This window comes from Hymenobacter radiodurans (genome assembly GCF_004355185.1).
Classification (GTDB): domain Bacteria; phylum Bacteroidota; class Bacteroidia; order Cytophagales; family Hymenobacteraceae; genus Hymenobacter; species Hymenobacter radiodurans.
Genome location: NZ_CP037922.1, coordinates 1,168,616 through 1,195,297, shown reverse-complemented (window position 1 = coordinate 1,195,297; position 26,682 = coordinate 1,168,616). Strand labels below are relative to the sequence as shown.

The window sequence follows — 26,682 nt, the reverse complement described above, 5'->3', positions numbered from 1 at the left end:
CTCTTCACATGTCCGATTGCGCTTTTTCAGTCTGGCAATTGGGCTTTCTTCGGCATGCTCCCCGGAGGCAGATTTAAACCATGCCCGATAGGCAAATCGAAAGGAATACCGTTGTAAAAAAAGTCTGGCCGAACTCAACCCTAGCCCATAGAGCAACCAGCGTAAATCTGTGGCTTTGGCTACACGACCTTCCTGGCTTCCCTCACGCTAATTGTTGTACCTTGGAAGGTTATCTGGTGGCTTTCTTTTCCTGTTTATGACTCCTCTGACAACTCCTGGACTGCCCGCCACCACGCTTCCCGCCCTGCTGGACCTGTTGCCCAACGGCATTGTGTACTACACTTCGGTACTCGATGCGGACGGTCGGGCAGTTGATTTTCGCTTTGCTTACCTCAACGCCACCGCCCAGCGCACGCTGGGTTTGCCCGCGCAGCCTACGGTTACATTCCTAGAGCAATGGCCGGATAGTGCGACAAACGGCGCCTTTGCCTTTTGTCACGACACGTATCTGACCGGCACGCCAGCTCAGTTCGACCAATTTTACCAGGCTAGCGGCGACAACTTTATTCGGGCCTACGCCCAGCGTCTGGAAGAGGGACTATTGGTGAGCTTCTCCGACGGGGGTGAACATGCGCCCTCAGCGGCGGCTCTGGCCTTGCGCGAAAGCCAAGCCCGCGAACAGCAGGCTCGTGCCGAAGCAGATGCGCAGAAGGCCACCTTACAAGCCACGCTGGAGCAGGCGCCCGTTGCCATTGCTATCCTGGACGGACCGGAGCACGTTGTCACGTTTGCCAACGAGGGCATGGGCTGGCTATGGGGCCGGCCCATAACCCAGATTATCGGTCGGCCGCATTTCGAGGCTTTACCTGACCTTACTGGCCAGGGCTTCGAGGCCATTTTTGCCGACGTGTACCACACGGGCAACCCGTATCACCTGCACGAGCAGTGGGTACAAATAGACCGCGTGGGCACTGGCGAGTTGATTCCGGGGTATTTCAACATTGTATATCAGCCCCTGCGCGATATCCAACAAACCATTACTGGTATCATTGCCTCGGCCACCGAAGTCACAGCCCAGGTAGAAGCCCGGCAGGGCGTAGAGCAGCTCAACCATGACTTAGAGGTTCGGGTGCAGGAGCGCACCCGTCGGTTGGAGGAGCAGCAAGGCTTGTTGAGCCAGATTCTGGGACAGGTGCCGGCCGCCGTGGCCACGCTCACCGGGCCCGACCACCGATTCGCGTTTTTCAACAACCAGTATTCTACTCTCACGGGCAATCGGCCCGTTCTGTATAAAACTGCGGCCGAAGTGCTGCCCGAAGTAGTGGAGCAGGGCTTCCTATCGTTGCTTGACCGCGTGTATTCGAGCGGCGAGCCATTTATAGGAAAAGAAATTGCCATTTTGCTGGACCAGCCCACTGGCCCGCCCCTTCAGCACTACGTCGACTTCATTTATCAGCCCCTCAAAGACAGTCAGGGCCAAACTCAGGGTATTTTGGCCTTCATTCTGGATACCACTGAGGCCGTGCGTACGCGCCGCCAAGCCGAGGCGCTACAGGCTAAGGCACTGATAGCAGTGCAGCGCCGCGCCCAAGAGCGCCAGGAGCTACTGAGTTTGTTTGAGCGGGCACCGGTGGCCGTGGCTCTGCTGCGCGAACCCAACCACCGCATCGAATACTTCAACGATTCTTTCGCGCAGCTATACCCGGCTGACAACCTGCGCGGACGCACGGTACTCGAAGTCTATCCCAACATGGCAACGTCGGATGTTATCGGCCGCCTCGACCGAGTGTACCAGACGGGCGAAATGTATCAGGGGCTGGAGCAACCGTTGCGTACGGCCACGCCCGGCGGACCACCTCGTTACATTACTTTTACTTATCAGGCTTACCGCGAGAATGACCGCATTGCTGGTGTAGCCGTGTTTATCCATGAGGTAACCGAGCAGGTGCGGGCCCGTCAAGCACGCGAAGCTCAGCAGCAGTTGGTTGAATCGGTATTTGAGCAGTCGCCGACGGCCATATTTGTAGTGGAAGGACCCAACTATGTGTTCAACATTGTAAATCCGCTCATGGAGCAGATTTTGGGTCGCAGGCGGGAGCAACTGGTAGGGCAGCCCTACTTTGAGGTGTTGCCGGAGCTCGTCAGTCAGGGAGTACCTGAACTACTAAATCAGGTGTGGCAGATCGGTAAAACCCTTGTTGTGAAGGAAATGCCGGCTCAATTGCCGTACCACCAGCCAGATAGCCCGGGGTATTTTAGCTTCGTATTTGAGCCCTTGCGAGATGCGCAGGACCAGGTTGTACGCATTGCATGCGTGGCTATCGACGTAACCGATCAGGTAGTGGCCCGCCAGCAGGTACATGCCCTCAACAAGGAGTTGGCGGCCACCAATAAGGAGTTGAACGATACCAACACCCGCCTCAGCCGTACCAACGCCGACCTCGACACCTTCGTTTATACCGCCTCACACGATCTGAAGGCTCCGATTTCCAACATTGAAGGCCTGCTACTGGCTTTGCGCCAGCAATTGCCCCCCGAAGCCCAGCAAGCCCCCCTGGTGCCACGCCTCCTCGATATGATGGAGGGCTCGGTAACACGCTTCCAGCAAACCATTGGTCACCTCACTGATATATCCCAGTTGCAACGGGCCGAAGTCGCTGAAATGGTGGACCTGACCAATCTTATCGAAGGTGTGCGCCTCGACCTAGCCCCTATACTAGAAGCGGCGCCCGCTACCTTGAGCGTGACTGTAAACGGCTGCGAGGCCGTGCGCGTAGCCCCTAAAACCCTGCGCTCAGTGGTGTATAACCTGCTCAGCAATGCCGTGAAGTACTGCGCCCCCGACCGACCAGCTCAGGTACTGCTGCAGGCACACTGCTTGCCTGACCACTTGGTAATCACTGTACAAGACAATGGCTTGGGGCTTACCGCAGCTCAGCAGGGCGAGCTATTTGGTATGTTCCGCCGCTTGCATACTCATGTCGAGGGCTCGGGCGTGGGCTTGTTCATGGTTAAGCGCCTCGTGGACAATGCTGGCGGCACTATCACTGTGGAGAGCCAGCCCGGTGTCGGCTCTACTTTCACCGTTTCCCTGCCCGCGTAAGCTGGCTACTTTTATCCTATATTCTCTATGGAAAAGCTTTCGAGTGTACTGCTGGTTGACGACGATTCGACCAATAATTTCTTGAATGAGCTGCTTTTCAAGCAACTCGAAGTCACTGACCACCTGTTCACGGCGGAGGACGGAGCCCGGGCGTTGGACATCATCGTTAACACCGCTGGCCCTGATGAGCCGGCCCTGATTCTGCTCGACGTAAAAATGCCCGGTATGGGTGGTATTGCCTTCCTCGAAGCTTACCGGCAGCTGCCTGCCGCTAAGCACCGCGCCACGGTCATTATCATGCTCACTACCACCATGGACGCCCGCGACCTGAGCCGCTTGGAAGAACTAAATATCGCCGGCCTGGTGAGCAAGCCTCTCACCAAAGAGAAAATTGACCAGATTCTGCTGCTGCATTTTCAGCGAAGCTTACCGGTTTCTCCCCTTAGTTAGCCCAACGCTACCCCAGGTTCAGCCGAAAGCCTGAAACTCCAGATCCATGAGGTCATGGTTTTCCCAGCACTTATGATCGAAATGCCACCACTCACCGGGGTATTGCTCAAAGCAGTGCCGGCTCATAACGGCCCGCAAAACTGCCCGATTGAGGAGGGCCAGCGTTGGAACTCCTGAGAAATCGGCGTGGGCGGCGGGCGTCATATCGTCGAAATCGGTGGGCATGCTGAGTTCCTGGCCCGTGCTTAAGCTCACCAGCGTTACATCTACCGAGCAACCCCTATTGTGGCGGGAGCCGCGCCATGGCGGAGCAGCAAACGTTTCATCGCGCACATGGTCGTAGAAAGCTACCGAAACGCTATATGGGCGGTAGGCATCGAATATCTTCAAGCCCACTCCGACGGCATTTAATTCGGCCTGCACAGCGCGTAGGGCCGCAGCAGCAGGACGGCGCAAATATGCTTTGGGCTGCTGATAGAGCGGGCGGCCAAGTAGGTTGGCGGCGGTGGCATAGCGAATATCCAGCGTGATGCTGGGAATAAATTCCGCGAGGTCAACTAACTCGCTATCTGCATTTTCCCGCACCTGCCGATGGTAATCGTCGGGCATGGAAATAATGCGTAGGCCATGCATATTCGGGGATATGGACTCGCTGGGGGGCATTTTCTGTTCTCAACTGCATGCCCATAGGTAAAGGCAGGCTTTGTACTAATGCAATATAGCGGCCACTTTCCATACAGCCGACGAACGCCAAAAAGGCTTAACGAATACAAGGCTGAGCTTCGAGTATTAGTGTGTACTCTTCATTTGACTATTAGTTGCTGCTCATTATTAAAAGACGGTGAGCAGCCGTGCTTCAACGCTTATTTATTTTGCTAACACACTTGCAAACAACACCTTGCAATATAAAACCTGAATCCAAAAAGGTTACAAAATTTAGAAAATCACTTTCGTTGCGTTTCCCGGAATTGACTTAAATCGGGCCGATAGCGGCGGATACGTTTCAGTTCATACTGATACACTGCCTGTCCCAAGTCGCGCATGAAGGGGAAGCCAATTGCATCATACTCGTATTTGTCGTCGTTGAGAATACCGTCTGCATTCGTATAAATCACGGCCGACAGCAGAAATTCCACGCCTTGCGCCTCATTCGTGATGTAGGCGTTATCAATAAGAAACCCGTAGGCCTGCCCTATTTTGTTGAAAATGCGCACGCCCGACGGCAACGGCCCCGCCGGTCCGCCCGCCAGCAAAAACTTGGCGTAGTTATCAGGATATTCCAGCGAGTCGTAACGCGGGGCCTCACTTTCCCGCGGCAACATTGCCATATACCGCCTCAGAAACTGATAATCAGCGGTATCGAGTTGAAATCGGCGTTCTGCCGGTAGACTTTCGGGAAAAAGTATAGCCCGCAACACTCCCTGCAAACTTGCCAGAGAAATGTAATTTTTGGTGCTAAAATCGAGAGGCTGCTCTATCCGTTTCTCGCCCTGCATATAGCCCTTGCCTATCTTCTCCCCTTTCAGCTTAAGCTGAGGCCAGGCACCTGCAAAAAAGCCCCCCGGCTGCTGATACACTGGTATTCGCAGCGACGAAGCGGCGAAAAAGGTCATCGGATTTGTGTGGCGCGAACCCGGCTCTTGGTCGCCCACCGAAAGGCGATGCATCAGCCGCACGTGCCGGTAGCCACGACGGTGCAGTTCGGCGTTGAGCGTCCCCGAACCCAGAAACTCATACAGCCGATTGTAAGCGTCGTTATCACTCACTAACAGCACTTTGCGAATGTAGTGCGCAATGCTGGCCCGACCTGTAGAATTAGTAGAATCTCGCACGACGCGCGTTTGGCCAGTAAAAGCTGAATCGATGCGCACGGGTGATTCTGGCGTCAGGGCTGGATGCTGGGTGCGCAGGCCGCGCAGCTTTTCGAGCGCCAGCACGGCCGCTGGCAGCTTCACTGTACTGGCCGGATAGAAGTAGCGCCGCAAATTTGCCCCCCCGTAGGTGTAAGAGCGAAAATGAGGCTTGTTCTGGGCGTCGCGGTTAATCTGGGTGTAGATAATCTGGACGCGATACTGCTTTGGGGCACGCAAAATACGCCCAAAGCGGGCGGTATCGGCGTGCAGCAGGCGGCGCAATGGGTTGCCTGTCTGGGCCACCGCGATAGGGCTGATTAGCATATTCACCCCGACTATTACCGCACAAAAGGGCCCCCACCACCTGTCTTGGCACCATCTGGTATTTTTCATGGCTGGGAAGATACGCGGGGGCGTGCTTACAGCCTATCAAATGATGCGTAGGTAAGTACTGGGGGCCTCTGGGGGGCAAATTTGCCTTCCTATTCTACATAAGGGTGGCTTTAACGCTTTGGGTTAGCGACCTGAATTCTCACTTTCGCCGCCAGCCTCAGCGGCACGACGCATGTCGGCGCCATCTCCGCCTTCCATGCCGTTGGTTTGGTCGCTGTCGCCGTAGTCGCCACGGATACCGGCTCCATCACCCATATTGCCTTGGGTGCTGGTAGTAGTAGCATGTTGGCCACCTTGTGGTTGTGCCTGCTTCTGATCGTGCTTTTGGGCGGTAGATAATGCCTCATTATTAGTGGTGCCATCCTGGCCACTGTTGGAAGTACTCACGCGGTTTGCGCCGCTGTCTTCGGAAGTTGAGTCGGTGTTCTGTGGGTGGTTTGCCATGATGGTATGCAGTGGATTAAGAATGAGATGAGATATTAAAACAGCCTATGCTACAGGTTTACTCGGCCAGTTTCGCCGCCCGATACACCTGTGCCGCTGCTGGTTGTGCTGCCCCCCACGTCGCCCTCGGCGGCATTGCCTGGCTCGTCATAGGTAGTGCTGGTGCTTACGTTTTTGCCTTTAATTTCCTGGCCGCCTTCGGTGCCGCCGCTGCCCGAGTTGTCGTCGGCGTTGAGGCCACGCAGCGAATCGTTGCCGTCGCCGGACGCCTGGCGGCCTTCTGGCTGGCGCTGATCGGATTGGGAAACAGTGCCTTGCTGAATGGTGCGGCTATCGGTAGATTGTTGTTCGGGTTGGTTTTGGTCGTTTGCCATAGCGGAAGTGGTTAGAGCGAAAAAGTACTTGCTAAACTATACGCGGGTTCGGCCTTAAAAGGGTGGCATTGCCGTGCTTTTTTGCCAACTTGGGGAGTTTATTATCCTCTCTATTTCTCACTTGCTACCCAGCTTACGCATGTCATCGACTCCAGACAATTCAAACGATTTATTCACCCAGAAAACCAATCCTGAACTTCTTTACTTCCTCCAGCATCCTGACCTATACCACGAGGCTGTAGTAACAGCGGCTCGGCAAGAACTACACCGGCGTGGCGTAGCAACCAGCGCCCATCTTTCTGATACTGAAAGCTATATAACCGACGACTATGAAAACGAGCCTGTTGAGCGGCGCTGGCTGGCTCCCAGTATTGGTGTGGCGCTGCTGGTAGTTGGGTGCTTGGTATATACTCAGTTTCATAAGCCTGCGCCGGCTTTTGCGGTTGTGCCCAAAGTCACTACCGAACTAAAGTCGGTGGAGCTGAATGTGTTACCGACTTTTGAAGTTGAAACCGCCGCGCAGCTAAAGACGGAGCCCAGCCTTTTGCCCCCCAGCGAGCGCACCGACAAGAAGCCTCTGGGCAAATACCTGATTCTGTCAGGCCGTTTTTGGAAAGCCGAAAAGCAAGCCGAATTTTTGGCCAACCAGGTAGCCATAGCCAAGATAGATTCCACGTTTCCGGGCAAAACCGCGCTGGTATACGACCAATGGCGCGAGCTGACGCGCGTATTGGTTTACAATCATAATCTGCGACCCGTTATGCAGCAGCGGGTAAACCTGATGCACGACATCGCCAACCGGCGAATGCAGTCGTTGCAGGAAATGCGCGAAAACTATTCCCTGGGCCGCCCACCTATGGATGGCGAAGTACTCAAAACCCTGGCTCCGGTGGAAGATATGCTCTACGAGTTGCGTGGCGGTAAGCAGCCCACCCGACACATCGACATGACGGCAGCGCGTTGATGACCAGTTCTATGGCCGTATGGACCCCGATAACTCCCACGATTTATACGCCCAGAAAACCGACGCTGAACTCTTCTTTTTAGCCCGGCAGGCGCAGCGCTTCCCGCCCGCGGTGGTACAGGCTGCTGTGGGTGAGTTGCAGCGGCGCGGCCTTGTGCCCACAGAAGGGCCCGCGGCACCTATCCCTCCATCTCCACCCCTTCCCGACGAAAGCACTGGTCGGCTCCTGCTGCGGAGCTTGCGGGCCATGCTGTGGCCGGCCGGTTCGTTTTTCGTCACGCCCCTGCTGCTCGACCTGAACATAGTGATTTATGCCCTGCTGGCCTTTACTGCGGCCAATCCGCTCGCGCCGAGTGGGGAGGAGCTAGTGCGGTGGGGGTCTAATTTTTCGCCGCTCACCTTGCATGGGCAGCCCTGGCGCCTGCTTACCAGTTGCTTTCTGCATGGCGGCGTGGCTCATTTGCTGCTTAATGGACTAGGGCTGCTGTTTCTGGGGTCGTTGCTGGAGCCGCTGCTGGGCCGGTGGCGCTTGCTGGGGGGCTTTTTGGTGTGCGGCATTGGGGGTAGCCTAGCCAGTGTGTGGTGGAATAGCGCGGGGGTGAACTCCGTGGGCGCGTCGGGGGCCATTTTTGGGTTGTACGGCCTTTTGCTGGCTTTGCTTCTGACGCGCGCGGTGCCCTTCGGCCGCACCCAACGCCGCACCTTGCTGTGGTTCGTTTTCTACTTTATGCTCAACGGCCTAGTGGGCAGCCTGGGGGGCAATATCGACCACGCGGCGCATCTGGGGGCTTATTTACCGGTTTATTGGTCGGAGCGCTGCTCGGCCGCACGCGGCTACCTGGCGCTACTGGCGGCGCCTGATTTTTTGGATTTCCCCCAAAAGCTCGGCAGTTACTATTTTGTTACTCGAATTAGCTTTAAACAAACAACCCAATAGCTAATTAGCAACGTAGTGTACCCATAACTTACAACCGAGTGGACGGCTGTTCTATTCTTCTTTACTCCTACCTCAATCTGACACCTGCATGAAGGCTCCTTTACTTTCTCTTTTGTTACTCGGTGGTTTATGGTGGTCGGGCACGGCTGCTGCGCAAAGCACCCTGGCTAATGGCACCTTTGAGGCTTGGGCTACGCAAAGCAATGTAGAAGCGCCCACGCAGTGGATTACCTCCGACGAGATTGGAGCGGCCATCTTACCGCTAGCAATAGGCGGGGTAACGAAATCGACGGAAGCGCACGCCGGCCAGTTTGCCGCCCGCCTGACTTTCAAGAACATAAGCATTCCGTTGGTAGGTAATTTTCCGATACCGGCAGTGTTATTACTTGGCACCGAAACCCCGTTAATCAATCCAAATAACTTGCCGCGCACACAGGAGGATATCCTTCGGCTGCGGCCCGGCGGCATCCCGTTTACGGCCCGACCCACGGCTATGCAGTTCTGGTTTAAGTACACCGGCACCTCCACGGAGACGGGCCAAGTGGGCTTAGTATTGTCGAAGGAAGGAACCATAGTGGGGCAGACTTCTATTCAGCTTATGGGTGGCGTACCGGATTATCGTCTGATAAACCTGCCCATCACGTACAGCGCCACCACCATGCCCGATACGCTGCGCATTTTCTTTGTAGCCGGCACGGGTGCAACGCCTTCACCTACTGCGTCTTTGTTTGTGGACGACGTGACATTGCCCCTTACCGTCACGGCCGACCGCAGCCCGCAGCTTGAAGCAGCGCTAGTTGTTTACCCCAACCCCAGCGCCAATGGTGAATTCTCGCTGGCTTCTTTACAAAAGCCCAGTGTAGCTACGGCGCCTTTTACCATTTCGGATGCTGCTGGCCGTATAGTACAGCGGCAGGGCGCGGCGCCCATCAGCGCCGCCAGTGGCCGGCTTATTAGTCTGCGGGGCCAGCCTGCGGGCGTTTACTTACTGCGCTTAAGCACGCCGGAGGGTACGCTGACGCGCAAATTATTGATTCAGTGACCGAAGAATTGCCCCCCGAGGGTTTTGCACCCAACCCTGACCTTACTAATCCAGAGCCCAAACCAGAGTCCTCATCAAGGTGGCAGCGGGCTAGGTCGGCTATGCGCCGGGCGGCTTCCTTGCCCGGCACGGGCCTTGATTTTCTGTACCGCACGGGCCAGGCGTACCGTCACTTTACCCTGCCAGTACTCAACGGTGCCATCGGCGACCAGCTAGCCGAACGCCAGGATCGGCGGGCCATTCAGATGAGCTTTCGCCAGCACGGTGCTGATGTTGCCGCTGCTGATTTACGCCTAAGCACTGAGCCGCAGAAAACCGTCGTGTTTCTGCACGGCCTGATGGGCGACGAGATGATCTGGCAGTCGGGCGCGGCCGATACTCCCCGCTACGGGCCGCTACTGCAAAAGGAAGCCAGTGTGCGGTCTCTGTATGTGCGCTACAATAGCGGCCTGCACATTTCGGAAAATGGCCAACTGCTCAATGTATTACTGACAGAGCTATTTGAGCATCACGCTGAAGTTATTGGCGAGTTGGTGCTGGTGGGCCATTCCATGGGAGGCTTAGTGATTCGCAGCGCGGGCCATTACGGCGCCCGTAAAGGTCAGGAGCAAGCGCCTTGGGTGAAGCATCTGAAGTCGGTGTTCCTGCTGGGCGTACCCAACGATGGGTCGTTTCTAGAGCAAAACAGCCACCTTACTTCCGTGCTGCTGCGCAAGATAAATGTGGCGCCTACGCGCTTTCTCAGCAAAGCCATGGACCAGCGCAGCAACGGCATCAAGGACCTGCGACACGCTTGGCTAGTGGATGAAGATTGGCAAAACCCGCGCGCCAACGACATTTTTGCCCCCCGCACCGTCGTTCCGCCCCTTCCCGGCGTGCACTACCATGTGCTGGTGGGCTCGCTGCTCAAAACCCTAGGCTCGGCCCTCGACCATTACTTCGGCGACGGCCTCGTAGGCGGCGGCAGCGCCATCGGCCGCACCTTCGGCGACCCGGCGCTCCCGGCTGGAACAGTAGTAACTACCAGCGTATTTGCCCAGCAAAGCCATATCGGGCTGCTAAGTAATCCGGAGGTGTATCAGTATTTGCGGACTAATGTGTAGCGAATCGCTCTGCTTCAAATAGCCTTATAGTTGCACAAAAAAGCCCCCAGAGCAACTCTGGGGGCTTTTTTGTGCAACTATAAGGCTTACTTAATCACAATTTCTGCAAATCCCGCCTTCACAACAGTTTCAGGCAGCATAGCGTCCGTTTCAGTCGCAGCTTCCGTCAAAGGAGCAGCTTTCGTATCGACGGTACCTTTCAGCGGGGCGAAGGGCAAGCCGTGAAATACCACCCGATAGGTAGCAAAGCTGGGCGTGTAGTCGCCTTCTATTTCTTGGCGGAGCGTGAGCGTGGCATCAGTGCCGATGACGGTGAAGCGGCGCGTCGTGGCGTGGCCTTCCTGGTAGCCGTAGCCTTCGCCGCCATCATCGTAAAGGACGCTGTGCTCCGTGCCGTTTTTGTAGTATACATGCAGCGTCACCTCTTCCACCACTTTCTCGCCCACGTACTGCATTACAGGGTAAAGCGGAATAACAGCGCCTGCCTTTACAAAGAGTGGAATACGGTCGAGGTTGGCGCTGGCCCACACTTCGGCCCCACCCGTACGAGCCTCATCGGTCCACCAGTAATACCACTGGCCTTTAGGCAGATACATCCAGCGGCCATCGGCGCCGGCGGTGGTAATAGGGCACACAAGCAGGTGGTCGCCAAGGCTGAATTCAGCCATGCGCAGATACGTATCCGTGTCAGTCTGGTCGAGGAAAGCTAGTGGACGAAGCATTGGCGTTCCCTGCTTCACATACTGCCAGAACGTGGTGTACACGTAAGGCAGCAGCTGGTAGCGTAGACTGATAAACTTGCGGGCCAGATCAGTTACTTCTTCGCCAAATGACCACGGCTCTTGGTCGCCATGGTCGCCGCTGGAGTGGGTGCGGAAGAACGGATGAAAGGCCGCCAGCGCAATCCAACGGGCATATAGCTCGCCATCGGGTGTTTCTACAAAGCCGCCCACATCGGAGCCGACAAACGAGAAACCACTGATACTTAGGCGCTGACACTGAATATTTGCCAGCCACAAGTGGTCCCAGGAAGCAATATTGTCGCCGGTCCAGGCGGAGGAATAGCGCTGCCCGCCAGCGTAGGTGCTGCGCGTGATAGTAAAAGGACGGTTGGGATAGGTAAACTGCTTCACGCCCGCGGCCGTGGCCCGCGCCATCTGCATCCCATAGATGTTGTGGGCCTTCTTGTGCGAGGCTGGGTTGCCGTCGTAGTTGAAGCGCACATCATCCGGGAAGGTACCTTTCTCGAACACGGCCGGCTCGTTCATGTCATTCCACACGCCGCGCACGCCATCTTCCTGAATCAAGCCTTTGAACAAGCCCGCCCACCACTCGCGCACATCGGGGCGAGTGAAATCGGGGAAGTTGCACAGACCTGGCCATACCGAGCCACGCATCAGTGGCCCATCGGCGCGCCGGCAGAAATAGTCGTTGGCCAAGCCTTCGGTGTACACCGAATAGTTGGGGTCAATCTTAATACCGGGGTCGATGATAACGATGGTTTTGAAGCCATCGGCGGCCAACTCCCGCACCATCGTTTTGGGGTCGGGAAAGTGGGTGGGGCTCCAGGTAAAGCACCGGTAGCCGTCCATGTAGTCGATGTCCAGATACAGCGCGTCGCACGGAATCTGCCGCTCCCGAAAACCGGTGCCAATAGCCCGGAAGTTGCTCTCGGGATAATAGCTCCATTTGCACTGATGATAGCCTAAAGCCCACATGGGGGCATTTCGGGCGGGCAAGTGAGACGAGTGTACTCCTGGGTTACTTCGGTGAGCGTGGGGCCGTAGAGAAAATAATAGTTCATCTCGCCGCCCTGCGCCCAGAAACTGGTGACGTCGGCGCGCTCGGCGGCGAAGTCGAAGCTGGCTTTAAAGGTGTTGTCAAAGAAAATGCCGTGAGCAATTTTCTGGTGCAGCTCCAGATAAAACGGAATGTTCTTGTACAGCGGGTCGGAGCCTTTTACGTAACCGTAGGTGTCGGTGCCCCAGTTGGTAAAGCGCTTGCCGCGCAGGTTCATGTTGTCGGGCTTGTCGCCGAGGCCGTAGTAATGCACGCCGCCCTGCACCTGCTTGCTCATCTTCACGATGTCGTTGCCGGTGTCATCGTCGTGCTCCCAGTGAAACCCTTTCTCGTCGGCCGACAGCACCGTACCGGAGCGGTCGAGCACGCGGGTAGTCAGGTTCTCCTTAAAAATAGTGCAGATGAGGCGGTCGGTGGTGATGCGATAGTGGTCCGGCTTTTCCCGAAACTCCAAAAAGTCCAGTGCGGCCCGAGGCAGATCGGCGGGCACGGCGTAACTGAAGTCGGGCGCGAAGCCAACCTCGGTGGCGTAGCGAAAGCGAAGTATTTTATCGGTAATTACCTCCAGACGCAGCTGCACGCCATTGTCGCAGGTAAAGAGAAACTCGTTATTTGTTTGCTTACATGAGACAATCTGGCCGGGCGAAAGCTCTTGCTTCCCTCTGGTAGCCAGATCGTTTACCATGTAATTGTTTTCCTGAATTATATCAGCCATGAGCGTAAGCAGCAGTAGAGATGAGCAAAAAAAAGTCCGGCCGCGCCGGAAAGTTTTTTCACATAAGTCTGCAAGGTAAAACTGATTACCGCGAAATTTAGCTAACCTTAGGAGCTGATTAAGTAAAACTCGACTGTACAGCCACTACAGGCGTTTTTTGCTGACCTTTTTTTTCCCGTCACCGTCCCTTCTCCATGGAAAATCCCAATCTTAAGGTGTTGTTGTTAGGCTGGGATGAGACTACGCAAGCCTCCAACTCGGGGCAACCAGAGTCGCTGCCGCTGTTGCAAGCCCTAGCTTCCAATACCACTCTGACGGCTATTCTGCCTCACCTGCCCACCGGCCAGCCTTCTAATGCGCGTATTACCAGCCTCGACACGCTAACCCTGGCGGATCTGGACGAGCTGCAGCCCGCGCGCGTGGTTGGTGCTTGGGAGTCGCCGGCGGCACCTTACATAGGAGCTACGCAGAACCAGGCGGATGGGGCGGACTCAAGCCAAACGACCCTGAACGAAACGGGATACATACAGCAAAAAAGCCCCCAGACCTTCTTCTGGCCGATGAGCAGGCAGTGGAAGCTTCGGAGCCCGGTGCCGATGAGGCCCACGACCTTGACCATCCCGGCGATAATCTGACACTGGATAAGCCAGCCGAGCCCATCCAACCAGAATATTTGCCCCCCATCGAGTTTTCGGCTGATCGTGCAACCTTACGCAACCTGCTTACGGCACTACCCGAAGCCCCCGGCGACCTTAATTTTCAGATTATTCAGTACACGCGCTTTGCTACGCGGCTGGCATTGCGCGAAGATTTTGGCGTGATCTACGCGCCCGAGTGGCACGTATGGCTAGCGGGCCTCGAAATCCGGCAGCTTACCGGTCGGCCGTTGGTGCTGCACGTACATTCGCTGGCGCTAGACCGCGATTCACTCAATGACCGCGGCTGGATTTTGGAGCTGGAGCGGTTGGCACTTCGCCGGGCTACGCTGGTTCTGGCCGCGTCCGAAGCCTTGGCTGAGCGCCTGCAAAGTGCGTATTCCGTTGCCGCCGACCGCATAAAAGTAGTTGCAGCCCACGATGAGGAAGCTCTGACTACGGCGCTACAATCCATCTCTCGGAACTAGTAGTAGCTGGCAGCGTTGTTTCTTTGTCAAAAAATTGACTGATGACGACTCCCTCCCCTACTGCCTCTGAGCAAACCTTCGACGCCCAGCTTGAGCTACACCGCTCCGATGGCGGCGTATTCCTGACCGTTCCTTTCAGTGTTGAGGAAGTATATGGGCAGCGTGGCACCCTGCACGTGCGCGGCACCATCGATGGTTTTCCGTTTCGTTTGCCTCTGACCCCTACCCCCGACGGCGAGCATATCCTGACCGTGCACAAGCAAATTCGCAACACGATTGATAAAACGTGGGGCGAAATGGTGCATGTTGTGTTGGCTCCCGACACGGAAGAAGACGTTCTGGATATTCCGGCCGAATTGACGAGTGCGCTGGCTCAAAACGACTTGCTGGCCAAGTTTGAGCAACTTTCCTACGCGCAGCGCAAAGAGTACGCCCAGTGGATAACCCGGGCCAAGAAATACGAAAAGCGCGCCGAGCGGGTCGCAGAAGCCATTGAGCGAATCAAAATTGGGCGCCGTTTTCGGTAAAAATCGAGTTTCAAGCGAAAGCGCCGTATCCAGCCACAACAGCTGGATACGGCGCTTTCGCTTGTAGTTATCTGCCTAGTGAGCACTAGCCTCGGCTACGGGCTGCTCAGGCATCACGCCAGATGGATCCATGTACATGACTTCCCACAGGTGCCCATCTAGGTCCTGATAGCCATGGCCATACATAAAGCTGTGCACCTCGGGCTCACGGGTTATAGTGCCTCCAGCGCTAACTGCTTTACGGACCATCTCATCTACCTCTTCGCGGCTATCTGCTGAAAGACAGATAATAGTCTCTGTGCTTTTAGTAGCGTCCACAATCTCCTTCTTGATAAACGTTTTGAAGAAAGGCTCTACCAAAAGCATCACGTAGATATTCTCCCCTACGATCATGCAGGTGGCATTTTCATCCGTGAATTGCTGATTGAACTGGTAGCCGAGTTGAGTGAAGAAATTCACCGACTTGTTGAGGTCTTTTACGGGCAGGTTTACGAAGATCTGGGTTGCCATAACGTTGTGGTTTTAAGGAGTACCTAACAAAGATAAAAGCAACCCCAGCGAACGGAACTGTGCAAATGCGACAATGTAAGGGGGCATTTGCGACACTATTTTAGGTTCAATTTGTCCCCCACATTTCCACCTGCCTACTTCCAGCCAGTATTATACCCGTGCCAGTACCAAGGCCGTGCGGCTGGTTACATACAGGCTTAATTTGTCTACCTCATCTTCCTGGAAGGTTTCATAAATCAACGCATCATCCACGCGATTGAAGCCGTCAAATTGGGGCGAATCGGAGGACAGAACAACCCGGTAGCGACCTGGCTTGGGCACGAAGAAGCGGTAGTCTGGCACACTGCGCTCAACATGGAAGTTGAATACAAAAATTAGCCCCCCACGCTCGAAAATAAGGACTTGATTTTCGGGGTCGTTGTTGAGCAGATGGGCATGGGCAGCCGCCAGCAAACGGCGCGATTTGGCCATGCCGATCATTGCCTTGTCGAAGGCCAGTAAGTACTGATACTTAAGGTCGGGGTTATCGGCCAACGACCACTGCCGCCGCGCGTAGTGGTAGCTCCAGTCGTTGCCTTGGCGGGGAAAATCGACCCACTCAGGATGCCCAAACTCGTTGCCAATAAAGGTGAGGTAGGCTTCGCCTCCCAACGCTAGTGTGATGAGGCGAATCATCTTGTGCAGCGCCATACCACGAGCCACCACGGGGTCGGGGTCGTTTTTACTCATGTGCGAGTAAATGGCCGCATCCATAAGCCAGTGAGCCAAGGTTTTGTCTCCCACCAAGGCTTGGTCGTGCGACTCCGCGTAAGCCACGGTTTTCTCCCCTACGCGACGATTGGTGAGCGTGTACCAAAGTTCACCCAGGTTCCAATCTTCGTCGCGGCGGTGCTTGAGCAGCTTAATCCAGTAATCGGGAATGCCCATGCCCAAGCGATAATTGAACCCGACACCACCCTCGCTGAGGGGCCGGCATAAGCCGGGAAGGCCGCTCATATCTTCGGCAATAAGCAAAGCGCCGCGCTTTATTTCCTGCACCAGCGTGGAGGCCAGCTGTAGGTATAAGATAGCGTCTTCATCGGCCTCCGGACCAAAATACTGCGCATAAGAGCTAAATGCCACGCCCTCACCATGATGATGATAGAGCATGGAAGTTACGCCATCGAAGCGGAAGCCATCGAAGTGAAACTCCTCCAGCCAGTAGCGCAGGTTGGAGAGCAAAAACTGCTGCACCTCCGGCTGCCCGTAATTGAATAGCTTAGAATCCCAGCCGGGGTGGTTGCCGCGGGGCCCAGCGTGAAAATATTGTCCCCCAGAGCCGTCGAAATCAGCTAATCCTTCCGCTTCATTCTTCACAGCGTGCGAATGCACCACGTCCAGCAGCACCGCGATGCCCCTGTTATGCGCTTCGTTTATCAGGTGCTTCAACTCCTCGGGCGTGCCGAACCGCGACGATACTGCGAAAAAATTGGCCACATGGTAGCCGAAGGAGCCGTAATACGGGTGCTCCATTACGGCCATAAGCTGCAAGCAATTGTAGCCTAAAGCCTGCACGCGGGGCAGCACTTTTTCGGCAAACTCCAGGTAGCTGCCCACTTTCCCTTCTTCGGTGGCCATACCAATATGGCATTCATAGATGAAGGGCTCGCGCACATAATTATTGATCCGAAACTTCTGATCAGTCCAGATAAAGGGCGCTTCGGGACGCCACACCTGACCTGTGTAGTCTTTGGTTTCGGTGTCCTGCACGGCGCGCCGCAGCGTAGCCGGCAGGCGGTCTTTTGCCCCCGGTGGGTAACGACGTGTATTTTGTAGCGGCTGTAGTGCGTGAGCCGGTCTTTGTACTCCTTATCGGATAAAAACACTTCCCAAACACCATTTTCGCCTTTCTTTAGGGGCGTAGCAGCGCGGTCCCAGCCGTTAAAGTCACCAACCAGAAAAAGGCCTTCTGCGGCCGGCGCCCACTCCCGGTACCAATAGCCACGACGGCGAGCATCGTAGTTAAGGCCCAGCTGTTGGTGAGCGGTGGCAAATTTGCTCAGCGAACCATGCGATTGCTCAATTTCCTGCAAACGCTGACGCAGGCGCTCTTGCCGCGCCAGCAGCACAGGTTCGAAAGGTTCGAGCCAAGAATCCTGCTGCACGATGGGCAGGATAGCGGTTGAGGCAACAGTAAGGTCAGGAGTTTTCATAGCGCAACTAGAGTTTAGGCAAAACTATCATTACCGTTGGATTATCACCGGCTCCTCTTGCGGAAGTGGTGTTAGCGAGGCAGTTCGGTTCTTAAGCTACTCAAAGCTGCCTTATTTTTATCTTCTCAACGTAGCATGCGGTGCTGGGGGCAAATTTGCGGGCGTTTTAAAAAATATATTTTACCGAGACTATATTACTAAAAGGGGCACAAAGCTTGGTAACGGCTGTATGCCCTATCTTACCTGCATGAAGTCCCGCTTTTACTCTTTCGCCTTATTGGCACTGCTGGCTTGCACTACCAGCACCCCAACCGCTTCAGTTACTCCCGCCAACACGCTGGCGGCTCCGTTGCCGTCTTCCGAGCCGAGCCTCATTACGGCACAGGCTATGGTTGTGTCGGCGCACCCGGAGGCGTCGCGCATTGGCTTGGAAGTGTTGCAGAAAGGCGGCAATGCTTACGACGCAGCCGTGGCCGTACAGTTTGCTTTGGCGGTGGCATTTCCTACGGCCGGCAACCTCGGCGGCGGCGGTTTCTTTCTGTATCGGGGGTATGAGGGCAGTGTAGGCGCGCTCGATTTCCGGGAAATGGCCCCCGCAGCCGCCAGCCGCGACATGTACTTGGATAAGCAAGGCAACGTCATCACTGATCTGAGCACGGCGGGTCACTTAGCATCAGGCGTGCCGGGCACCGTAGCTGGCATGGTAACGGTGCACCAAAAGCTGGGCAAACTCCCCTGGACTGACCTTGTGCAGCCCGCCGTAGAGCTGGCTCGTCGGGGCGTGGTGCTCACGGCCAAAGAAGCCGCTGGCCTCAACCGCACCCGGCCAGATTTCATAAAGTACAACCCCAAGAACTTACCCGCTTATGTGCGGCCCGATGGAGATACGCGCCCTTGGCAGGCCGGCGACACTATCCGCTACCCCGACCTGGCTCGCACTCTGGAGCGCATCCGTGACCAGGGCCGAGCAGGGTTCTACCAAGGTCCAACTGCCAAGCTAATCGTAGCTGAGATGCAGCGGGGCGGCGGCATTATTACCGAGCAGGATTTGCTAAAGTATCAGCCCAAGTGGCGTACACCATTGCGCGGCAGCTACCGAGGCTACGATTTGATTGCCATGCCCCCACCCAGCAGCGGTGGCGTGGCGTTGCTGCAAATGCTACAAATGCTGGAGCCCTACGATTTGCGCGCCGCTGGGTGGCATTCGCCGCTGGCAGTGCATTATATCACGGAGGCCGAGCGTCGGGTATATGCCGACCGCGCCACTTACCTCGGCGACCCTGACTTTGGCAAAGTACCGATAGCCCAGCTCACTGATCCAACTTATGTGAAAAATCGGATGAGCACGCTGGAAAATAATGGTCGGGCTACTCCGTCTTCGGAGGTGCAAGCCGGCGCGGGCCTGCCTGTATACGAAAGCGACCAAACTACCCATTACAGTATCGTGGATGCTACCGGCAATGCTGTATCGTGCACTACTACGCTCAACGGCAGCTACGGCAGCAAAGTGGTAGTGGGCGGCGCGGGCTTTTTGCTGAACAATGAAATGGACGACTTCTCGGTGAAAGCTGGCGTGCCCAATTATTATGGCTTAGTGGGCGGTACTGCCAACGCGATTGAGCCCGGCAAGCGCATGCTTTCGTCTATGACGCCGACTATCGTTACGCAGGGCGACAAACTGTTCATGGTAGTGGGTACGCCCGGTGGCAGCACCATCATTACCAGCGTCCTCCAAACCATTATCCACGTGCTCGATTACGGCATGACCATGCAGCAGGCAGTATCGGCGCCGCGCTTGCACCACCAGTGGCTCCCCGACCAGATCGATGCCGAAGAAAATGCCCTCCTTCCCGCCGCCCGCGACACGCTCCAGCGCCGCGGCTACAAGATCAATCCGCGCAGTGCGTGGGGCGGGTCGATGCTATCCGTGTGCTCCCCGACGGCCACCTACAAGGCGGCGCCGACCCACGGGGCGACGATAAAGCGATGGGTTACTAGAACCAATCTTCGTTAACAACAGAAGAGGCTGAGTAAAGGCTATAATTAGTCTTTACTCAGCCTCTTTTACATTATACTAATCAGCTTTTACTTCAACTGACCGGCGGCGCTACTAAGCATTTGGCCTAGCTGCTGTAGCTTATCGGCCGTGGCACCGTCGGCGCCGGCAGCGGCTTTCGTGGTATGCTCGCCCAGCTTTGTCAGCGACTGACTGAGTTGGGTGGTGTCGGGCATGGGCGAATCGAGCAAATCCTTGAGGTTCTCTAGCTCGCGGGCCACACCATTTAATTTAGTATCGGCACTGACCTTGAGCGTATCAATCCAGCTGTTGATGCTGCGCGTGGCGCCGTGGCGCGCTTCGTGCAGGCCGCCATTCAGCGAATTCAGAGTTGAATCGAGGTGGGATAGGTTGTTGGGGGATGTTGACATAGCAGAGAAAGGCGTCGGAAAAGAGTAGAAAACAGAGTACCGGAAATCGGTCCGACACCTTTGCGGCGTCGGGCCAATCTCTGGGGGGCAAATTTGTGCTTAATGAATCTGACTAGCGGCCGCGCTAAGCGCCTGACCGAGCTGGCGCACTTTGTCCTGAGAACCGGGATCAGCCGACTCGGCAGCGCGTAGCGTGTGCTCGCCCAGCGTTTTTAATGACTGCTGCACCTGCATTGTGTCGGGCGCGCTGCCCGACAGCGCGTCGTTCAGGCGCTCCAGCTCCGAGGCAATACCCGAGAGCTGACCATTATTGGAGTGTTGCAGAGTACTGATCCAGCTCTGAATGTTGGGGCCAGCCTGGGGGGCTAATCCAGCAAGGTTGCCGCCTTGCAGAGCCTGAATAGTAGCGTCGAGCTGAGCAGTACCGGTTGATTTGCTTTCCTCTTGCATAACGATTGGGTTTTGGTAAATGGATAGATGAATAGGCTTACGCGCTCATCTCGGTACAGTTGAGTTTTTGGCGGTACATAATTATGTCCAAAATATTCATTATCAGATACTTAAAACAAATGAAAAACTAGTCTGTTAAGCGGCCACCTAACCCTTACGCACTGCCCTGCTAGCCGCTTGGTCTTGCGGCCATTAGCAGACTTAATAGCTTTTTATCTGTGCCTTTGAGCCCGAGCTAACAGGTACCCCAATCTCGCCGCGCAACCTTCCCTTCCTACCTTACGCTTGTATTGTGGTCTAAGCAAAGGACTGTGTTACCTCCGAGTACACTTTGCAGAGTTTCTTTGCTTATCCAAAAAGCCGCCTGCCCTCCGCTCCCACCCTATGTTGCCACGCTTACGCTATTGCCTACTTCTGTTCTCGCTCTCCACTACGCTGAGCCTGCCTAGCTATGGGCAGCGTACCGACGATGGGCCACCTACAAACGACCCATTTCCAAGGCCGAATGCTCTAGCTCGCTCCATTGCCGCGTATCGCTCCCATCAGTACACGGCCGGGCAACTCAGCATCAGGGCTACCGACGGGGCGACGCTACGGGTACGCCCGTGGGCTACGGGCGTCGTGCGGGTTGACTACTTTCCCGCAGGCCGCCCCACTCAGCCCGATTCTTCCATTAGCGTTGTCACGACGGCTACAGCTGATTTGGCAGTGGGTATGCGAGAAACCGCGCAAAGTCTGGAACTGAAGCTACCAGAAAATCTGCGCGTAACGGTAAGCAAACGTCCGCTCAGAGTGCACCTGCTGCGAGGTACCGATACCGTAGCAACGGAGGCTTGGGGGGCTTTTCAGCGCGGCGCAACTACCTCATCTTTAAGTGAAACAGGCGTGAGCTTCCGGCTGCGGCCCGGCGAGCAGCTTTATGGTACCGGTGCCCGGGCCTTGCCGCTTGACCGCCGAGGCCGCCGTCTGGAGTTGTATAACCAAGCCCGTTATGCCTATCAGAACGGTACCGAAAACCTCAATTTAACGCTGCCAGTTGTGGTATCGAGTCGGGGGTACGCGGTTTTTTTCGACAACCACACGGCTGGCTACCTCGATTTGGGTGCCACCAATAAGAGCGTACTGGAATACGGTGGCGAAGCCTTGCGCAACCTGGGCTACTTCCTCGTAACTGGCGACTCATATGCCATTATTCTGGACCGCTACACGGTGCTTACCGGCCGTCAGCCGTTGCCTCCGCGCTGGGCACTGGGCCTGATTCAGAGCCGCTTTGGCTACCGCTCCCAAGCCGAGACCGAAGCCGTGGCTCAACGCATGCGCCGCGAAGGATTTCCGCTGGATGCGCTGGTGCTGGATCTGTACTGGTTTGGTACTACCAAAGACCAGGGCAACCTCGATTGGGACTACCAGAAATTTCCCAAGCCCGCCACCATGATGCGCAATCTGGACTCGGTGGGCGTTAAGACCATTCTGATTTCGGAGCCTTATGTGATGCGCGCTTCCCGCAACGACTCCGTGGTGCGCACCCAGGGCCTGATTGGCACCGATTCGGTGGGCCGGCCTTTCACGGTGGCCTCGTTCTGGGCCGGGCCGGCCTCGTTGCTTGATATGTTTAAGCCCAGCGCCCACGAATGGCTATGGTCATACTACAAAAAGCGTAAAACGGAAGGCGTCGGCGGCTGGTGGAGTGACTTGGGTGAGCCCGAAAACCATCCCACCGAGATGCACCACGTCACGGGCTCCACCCGCCAGATACACAATGCCTACGGGCAGGCATGGGCCAGCATTTTTGCCGAGAACTACGCCCAGGAATATCCGCAAGAGCGCTTGTTCAATCTGGCGCGCTCCGGGTGGGCGGGTATGCAACGCCACAGCGTGTTTCCCTGGTCGGGCGATATTAACCGGTCGTGGTCGGGCTTTCAGGCCCAGATTCCCATTATGCTGGGCGTAGGCATGGGCGGCGTGGGCTATATGCATTCCGATGCCGGCGGCTTCTGCGTGGGCCCCATCGACCCGGAACTGTACACGCGCTGGCTGCAAATGGCTTCGCTCTGCCCCATTATGCGTCCCCACGGCGAAGGCGTGCCACCCGAGCCCTACTATTACCCAGAGCCTTACAAAAGCATCGTGCGCAACGCCGCCCGCCAGCGCTACGAACTGCTTCCGTACCTGTACACGCTAGCTTGGCAGAATGCCCAGACCGGCGCGCCACTAGCCCGCCCCATGAACTACGAGGCAGCTTCTGGGCTGGATAATGAGCAATTGGGCAACGTAAACGATCAATATTTACTCGGCCCTAATTTGTTGGTAGCGCCCATAGTACAGCCGGGGCAGCGCCGCCGCAACGTGCTACTGCCTGCCGGCACTTGGATTGATTTCTACTCTCATGAAACCCTAACTGGGAGGCAAATAGTAGGGCGCAACGCCCCACTAGAGCGCGTGCCGCTACTCGTGCGCGCCGGTGCTTTTCTGCCATTGGCTCCTTACGTCAACACCACGGCTCGCTACCATACCGACACGTTGCGCGTGCGATTCTACGCTGATTATGCTGTTCCCCAATCCAGCTTTACCGTGTATGAAGATGACGGAAAATCGGCGCAGGCGATGGCTGGGGGGCAATTTCAGCTCCTTGCTTTTGCGGGCGCTACTTCTGCTACCCAAACCGATATTCGCATAAGCACCAGTGGCCAGGGCTACGCCAAAATGCCCCCCAGCCGCATTATCGAGTTGCTGATTCCGCGTGTAGCTGCCGCGCCTGCCGCTGTGCTCGTAACTGGCCAGCCGGCGCCTGCTGATACCTGGCGTTACGATACTGCCACCCAAACTTTGCAGGTGCGGGTACGCTTTCAAAACCAGCCGCTTACCGTTGCTATACAGGGCCTGCGCCTGAATACTTTTTATACAGCCGCCGCTCCCGACCGCTTAACGCTAGCAGCACCCAGCGACCGGATTTTTGACGGCCGCACAACCCTGAATTATACGCTACACACCCCTGGCCAGTACACGCTTCGTATTCGCGACGCCCAGGGCCAGGTAGTGCGCACTTTCGCAGCAGCCACCGAAATGGGGGTTCATGAGGTATCCTGGAATGCGGAAGACCAGAACGGTCGTCGTCTGCCGGGCGGGGTATATACTGCCGAAATGCTGGGACAGCATCAGCGGCTGGTACTGGTTCGCCCGGACTAACTCTTGGCCCTGGTCGTGACTCAGCTGGTAAGGCTACCGTGTGGCAAATGATGACTCGTCCATAAAAACATCATCACCCCTACTCGCTTTTCGACGTAAACCGGAAGCATTTCTAACCTGGCTTATCCAAGCAAAACCCAAACTATTATCATGAACAAACGTCAATTAGGTAATTCTTCCCTTTCCATAACTCCCCTCGTATTAGGCGGCAACGTGTTCGGTTGGACGGCCGACGAAGCCACTTCTTTCGCCGTGCTCGACGCCTTTGTAGCTGGTGGCGGCAATGCCATTGATACTGCCGATGGTTACTCCGTGTGGGTGCCCGGCCACGTGGGCGGCGAATCCGAAACTATCATCGGTAAGTGGCTGAAGCAACGTGGCCGCCGCGACGACGTGGTTATCGCCACCAAAGTAGGCTGGGAAGTGAATGCGCAGAACAAGGGCTTGGCCAAAAACTATATTCTGCGGGCCGTGGAAGGCTCTCTCAAACGCCTCCAAACCGACTACATCGATCTGTACCAATCGCACAAAGACGACCTGACGGTGCCGGTAGAAGAAACGCTGGAGGCGTATGCTCAGCTGGTAAAGGAAGGCAAGGTGCGCGTAATTGGTGCCTCCAACTTTTCGGCGGAGCGCCTGCGCGAATCGTTGCAAGCCAGCGAGCAGCACGGCTTCCCGCGCTACGAATCGTTGCAGCCGCTCTACAATCTCTACGACCGCGCCGATTTTGAGCAGGACCTGTTGCCCTTATGCCAGGAGCACAACGTCGGCGTCATTCCTTACTACGGCCTGGCGTCCGGCTTCCTGACGGGCAAATACCGCTCAGAAGCCGACCTTAAGAAAAGCGCCCGCGGCGGCGGTGTTGGCCAGAAGTATCTGAACGAGAAAGGCCTTTCTATTCTGGCGGCCCTCGATGCAGTTAGTGCTCGCCTCAAGGCAACGCCCGCTCAGGTGGCGTTAGCCTGGATTATGGCTCAGCCCGGACTTACCGCCCCTATTGCCAGCGCCACGAGCGCCGAACAGGTAGAAGAATTGCTGAAAGCCACTGATCTACAGCTGGATGCCGAGGCGCTAGAGCAACTAGAAGGCGCCAGCGTAGCGGCTTAACTACAGCACGGGCAGCATTCAGCGCACTCTTCTGCTATAGTGATAAAAAAGCCCCCCAGTCAACGTCTTTCCCAAAGCGTTGGCTGGGGGCTTTTTATGTAGAATACTGGATACTGGCTCTCTCTTGCGCTATTTGGGAGGTTAACTGAGCCGCTTATTTTCGGCCGCCAAGGCTACTATCTGCTCCACTCGTTTCTGGCGCGTCTCTGGGCGTTTGGCGCTATTCAGATACTGAATGATTTGCCGTTTGGCGGAAGGCGGAAAGGCGGCAAAGTTGTGTTGGGCCACTACATTGGCAGCCAGCGCAGCTGCGAGTTCGGGGGGCATTTCCAGCGCGTCGCTGGCGTTAAGTGTGTCCCAGCTGCCATCCTGGCGGGCAACTTCAATCTTGCTCCAGCCCGCAGGCGTCATGCGGCCGTCGGCCAGTAGCGTTTCTATGCGCTGTTTATTCACCTTCGACCATACGCTACGAGGCTTGCGAGGCGTGAATAGCAAGTGGAAGCAATTCTCATCCCGCAAGCGCGGCAGGCTATCAATCCACCCGTAGCACAGCGCCTCTTCCACCGCCTCGGCGTAGGTCATTTGCCGCCGCCCGCTGGCTTTTTTGTACAGCACCAACCACACACCCGGCGAACTGGCATAGTGTGCTACCAGCCACGCGCGCCAACTGGTCGGGTCAGGAGCATCCACAATTTCATAGCTGTCAATAATGCGCGCCATACGTATGAGCGGAAGGAACTGGGGGGCAATTTTGGAAAGGCAAGCGGTTAATTGGTCGAGTAATTATACGGAACATAGTTTTCCCACTGCCACGGCGTAAACGTGTCGCCAAGCAGCTTTTCCAGCAGCTCTTTGAACAGCTTATCCGCGTTGGAGCTGTTACTCATTATAACTAAGCCCTTCTTCCGATCCCCGAATGCTAAGCTGTGGTTTTCCCACCCATCATCGTGGCCCTCCTTGAAGTACGCGGGACCATATGGCGATTCAAATACTCCCCAGCCCAGCCCGTAAGCCAGCTTGATGGCTTTGTTCTCGTCGGTGACTACGGTGGCCAGCGGACCAAACTGCGCCTTGAACGGAATGGCTACCTGCGCCCGTATCATTTCCTGCTTCGCCCTGGGCGTCAGCCCTTTACTCTGCATTACGGCAGCCATAAAGGTAGCGTAGTCGGTGATGGTGGTTTCCATGGAGCCCGCTGCTTGGGCCTCGTCGCGCTTTTCCTTGGGCACCGCCTTGCCATCTTCCATGTAGCCAATGGCAAAGTTGTTCTCAAACGCTGGCTGCCATACATAACTGGTGCGCGTCATACCCAAAGGCTTAAACACCCACTCCTCGCTTAGCTGCAACAGGCCCTTTCCAGTGATTTTCTCCACCGCCACCTGCAACAGCTGTAGTCCTTCGCCGGAGTACCAGTATTGGGCACCGGGGGCAAACTTAAACCGCAGCTTCTCATCGGGTTCAAACCAGCGCCAATTGGGAAAGCCGGTAGTGTGGGTGAGAGCCATACGGGCGGTAAGCTGCTTCCAGCGCGCATCAGCGGCGAGGTCCTGGTAGTCCTTTAGCTCGGGCAGGGGCTTGCCAAGATATTGATACAGTGGCTTATCCAGATCCAGCGCACCTTCCTGCACCAGCTGCATCACCAGGTAGGCAAACACCGCTTTGCTGAAAGATGCAGCGTACATGGCCGTCTGGGGTTCCAGGGGCAGACGCTTCTGCACGTTGCGGTAGCCAAACGCTTTCACGTAGCGCACCTTATTGTCTTCCAAAATAGCGAGCGCTAAGCCCGGCACCTTTGCCGAATCCATGAGCGCGGGCACTAGCCGCTCTATTTCCTGCACCGATATGTGGCTGCCATCAAGCCGCTGGATAGTAGCTTTCTGCGCCAGCGTGCCCGGAGCCACCAGCAGCACCAGCATAAAGGCAAGCAGTAGCTTCTGTAGTTGCAGGGCCGTGTGCATGGGCTTGCTGATTAGTCGTAATCA

24 protein-coding genes and 1 pseudogene are annotated in these 26,682 nt (G+C 56.1%); 12 read left to right on the top strand and 13 right to left on the bottom strand.

Annotated features, from left to right (window positions below; genetic code table 11):
* Window positions 1-256 precede the first annotated feature (256 nt).
* The gene (locus EPD59_RS06290) at window positions 257-3,103 is read left to right on the top strand and encodes a PAS domain-containing sensor histidine kinase (RefSeq protein WP_133272044.1); all 2,847 of its coding nucleotides are present in this window, start codon (window positions 257-259) and stop codon (window positions 3,101-3,103) included.
* Window positions 3,104-3,130: 27 nt separating this feature from the next.
* A complete protein-coding gene (locus EPD59_RS06285) occupies window positions 3,131-3,553 on the top strand; it encodes a response regulator (RefSeq protein ID WP_133272043.1) in 423 nt (140 codons plus the stop codon).
* 18 nt (window positions 3,554-3,571) lie between these two features.
* On the opposite strand, the gene EPD59_RS06280 is transcribed toward EPD59_RS06285, so the two are convergent.
* From EPD59_RS06280 to EPD59_RS06265, 4 genes are all read right to left on the bottom strand, one after another.
* Window positions 3,572-4,186 (bottom strand): M15 family metallopeptidase, encoded by a 615-nt coding sequence (locus EPD59_RS06280; RefSeq protein WP_165963492.1) that lies wholly within the window; start codon window positions 4,184-4,186, stop codon window positions 3,572-3,574.
* A 311-nt stretch (window positions 4,187-4,497) separates the two neighbouring features.
* Window positions 4,498-5,730 carry a serine hydrolase gene (locus tag EPD59_RS06275; RefSeq protein ID WP_133272041.1) on the bottom strand — a complete coding sequence of 411 codons (1,233 nt, stop codon included), beginning with the start codon at window positions 5,728-5,730 and terminating at the stop codon, window positions 4,498-4,500.
* A gap of 192 nt (window positions 5,731-5,922) precedes the next feature.
* Window positions 5,923-6,243, bottom strand: a complete 321-nt coding sequence (locus EPD59_RS06270; protein ID WP_133272040.1) for a hypothetical protein — start codon at window positions 6,241-6,243, stop codon at window positions 5,923-5,925.
* Window positions 6,244-6,293: 50 nt separating this feature from the next.
* Window positions 6,294-6,617: a hypothetical protein gene (locus tag EPD59_RS06265; protein ID WP_133272039.1), complete on the bottom strand. Its 324-nt coding sequence runs from the start codon at window positions 6,615-6,617 to the stop codon at window positions 6,294-6,296.
* A gap of 139 nt (window positions 6,618-6,756) precedes the next feature.
* Between EPD59_RS06265 and EPD59_RS06260 the strand changes: the two genes are divergently transcribed.
* From EPD59_RS06260 to EPD59_RS06245, 4 genes are all read left to right on the top strand, one after another.
* On the top strand, window positions 6,757-7,581 hold the full coding sequence (locus EPD59_RS06260; RefSeq protein ID WP_133272038.1) for a hypothetical protein: 825 nt from the start codon (window positions 6,757-6,759) through the stop codon (window positions 7,579-7,581).
* A 19-nt stretch (window positions 7,582-7,600) separates the two neighbouring features.
* Window positions 7,601-8,518, top strand: coding sequence for a rhomboid family intramembrane serine protease (locus EPD59_RS06255; protein ID WP_133272037.1), 918 nt, complete (start codon window positions 7,601-7,603; stop codon window positions 8,516-8,518).
* A gap of 88 nt (window positions 8,519-8,606) precedes the next feature.
* Window positions 8,607-9,560, top strand: coding sequence for a T9SS type A sorting domain-containing protein (locus tag EPD59_RS06250; RefSeq protein ID WP_133272036.1), 954 nt, complete (start codon window positions 8,607-8,609; stop codon window positions 9,558-9,560).
* Window positions 9,557-10,663, top strand: coding sequence for an esterase/lipase family protein (locus EPD59_RS06245; RefSeq protein WP_133272035.1), 1,107 nt, complete (start codon window positions 9,557-9,559; stop codon window positions 10,661-10,663). Before EPD59_RS06250 ends, EPD59_RS06245 begins: the two co-directional genes overlap by 4 nt.
* Window positions 10,664-10,749: 86 nt before the next feature.
* On the opposite strand, the gene EPD59_RS06240 is transcribed toward EPD59_RS06245, so the two are convergent.
* On the bottom strand, window positions 10,750-12,402 hold the full coding sequence (locus EPD59_RS06240) for a glycoside hydrolase family 31 protein (RefSeq protein ID WP_205703487.1): 1,653 nt from the start codon (window positions 12,400-12,402) through the stop codon (window positions 10,750-10,752).
* Window positions 12,369-13,178, bottom strand: a complete 810-nt coding sequence (locus tag EPD59_RS21760) for an alpha-glucosidase domain-containing protein (protein WP_205703486.1) — start codon at window positions 13,176-13,178, stop codon at window positions 12,369-12,371. Before EPD59_RS21760 ends, EPD59_RS06240 begins: the two co-directional genes overlap by 34 nt.
* Before the next feature lie 194 nt (window positions 13,179-13,372).
* Here EPD59_RS21760 and EPD59_RS21515 point away from each other — a divergent pair, with 194 nt between their 5' ends.
* From EPD59_RS21515 to EPD59_RS06230, 3 genes are read left to right on the top strand one after another with little or no spacing between them, the layout of a single operon-like run.
* Window positions 13,373-13,813: a hypothetical protein gene (locus EPD59_RS21515; protein WP_165963491.1), complete on the top strand. Its 441-nt coding sequence runs from the start codon at window positions 13,373-13,375 to the stop codon at window positions 13,811-13,813.
* A complete protein-coding gene (locus tag EPD59_RS06235) occupies window positions 13,750-14,301 on the top strand; it encodes a glycosyltransferase (RefSeq protein ID WP_165963490.1) in 552 nt (183 codons plus the stop codon). Before EPD59_RS21515 ends, EPD59_RS06235 begins: the two co-directional genes overlap by 64 nt.
* Before the next feature lie 41 nt (window positions 14,302-14,342).
* Window positions 14,343-14,828: a DUF1905 domain-containing protein gene (locus EPD59_RS06230; protein WP_133272033.1), complete on the top strand. Its 486-nt coding sequence runs from the start codon at window positions 14,343-14,345 to the stop codon at window positions 14,826-14,828.
* A gap of 75 nt (window positions 14,829-14,903) precedes the next feature.
* On the opposite strand, the gene EPD59_RS06225 is transcribed toward EPD59_RS06230, so the two are convergent.
* The 3 genes and pseudogenes from EPD59_RS06225 to EPD59_RS23555 all read right to left on the bottom strand — a co-directional run.
* On the bottom strand, window positions 14,904-15,338 hold the full coding sequence (locus EPD59_RS06225; RefSeq protein WP_133272032.1) for a VOC family protein: 435 nt from the start codon (window positions 15,336-15,338) through the stop codon (window positions 14,904-14,906).
* 150 nt (window positions 15,339-15,488) lie between these two features.
* On the bottom strand, window positions 15,489-17,087 hold the full coding sequence (locus tag EPD59_RS06220) for an alpha-amylase family glycosyl hydrolase (protein WP_317128471.1): 1,599 nt from the start codon (window positions 17,085-17,087) through the stop codon (window positions 15,489-15,491).
* Window positions 17,088-17,176: 89 nt separating this feature from the next.
* Window positions 17,177-17,530 (bottom strand): annotated as a pseudogene (locus EPD59_RS23555) (1,4-alpha-glucan-branching enzyme); the annotation flags it as partial.
* Window positions 17,531-17,777: 247 nt separating this feature from the next.
* Between EPD59_RS23555 and ggt the strand changes: the two are divergent.
* Window positions 17,778-19,544, top strand: coding sequence for a gamma-glutamyltransferase (gene ggt / locus EPD59_RS06215; RefSeq protein WP_317128470.1), 1,767 nt, complete (start codon window positions 17,778-17,780; stop codon window positions 19,542-19,544).
* Between the two features lie 71 nt (window positions 19,545-19,615).
* On the opposite strand, the gene EPD59_RS06210 is transcribed toward ggt, so the two are convergent.
* Together EPD59_RS06210 and EPD59_RS06205 are read right to left on the bottom strand one after the other, a co-directional pair.
* On the bottom strand, window positions 19,616-19,957 hold the full coding sequence (locus EPD59_RS06210) for a hypothetical protein (RefSeq protein ID WP_133272031.1): 342 nt from the start codon (window positions 19,955-19,957) through the stop codon (window positions 19,616-19,618).
* Between the two features lie 99 nt (window positions 19,958-20,056).
* Complete coding sequence (locus EPD59_RS06205; RefSeq protein ID WP_133272030.1) at window positions 20,057-20,407, bottom strand: hypothetical protein; 351 nt, start codon at window positions 20,405-20,407, stop codon at window positions 20,057-20,059.
* A gap of 384 nt (window positions 20,408-20,791) precedes the next feature.
* Here EPD59_RS06205 and EPD59_RS06200 point away from each other — a divergent pair, with 384 nt between their 5' ends.
* Both EPD59_RS06200 and EPD59_RS06195 read left to right on the top strand, forming a co-directional pair.
* Window positions 20,792-23,593, top strand: a complete 2,802-nt coding sequence (locus EPD59_RS06200; RefSeq protein WP_133272029.1) for a TIM-barrel domain-containing protein — start codon at window positions 20,792-20,794, stop codon at window positions 23,591-23,593.
* A gap of 150 nt (window positions 23,594-23,743) precedes the next feature.
* Entirely contained in the window at window positions 23,744-24,700 is a 957-nt protein-coding gene (locus EPD59_RS06195) for an aldo/keto reductase (protein ID WP_133272028.1), read from the top strand.
* A 141-nt stretch (window positions 24,701-24,841) separates the two neighbouring features.
* Here EPD59_RS06195 and EPD59_RS06190 read toward each other — a convergent pair whose 3' ends face one another.
* Window positions 24,842-25,420, bottom strand: coding sequence for a YdeI/OmpD-associated family protein (locus tag EPD59_RS06190; RefSeq protein WP_133272027.1), 579 nt, complete (start codon window positions 25,418-25,420; stop codon window positions 24,842-24,844).
* 47 nt (window positions 25,421-25,467) lie between these two features.
* On the bottom strand, window positions 25,468-26,658 hold the full coding sequence (locus EPD59_RS06185; RefSeq protein WP_240731643.1) for a serine hydrolase domain-containing protein: 1,191 nt from the start codon (window positions 26,656-26,658) through the stop codon (window positions 25,468-25,470).
* Window positions 26,659-26,682: the final 24 nt, after the last annotated feature.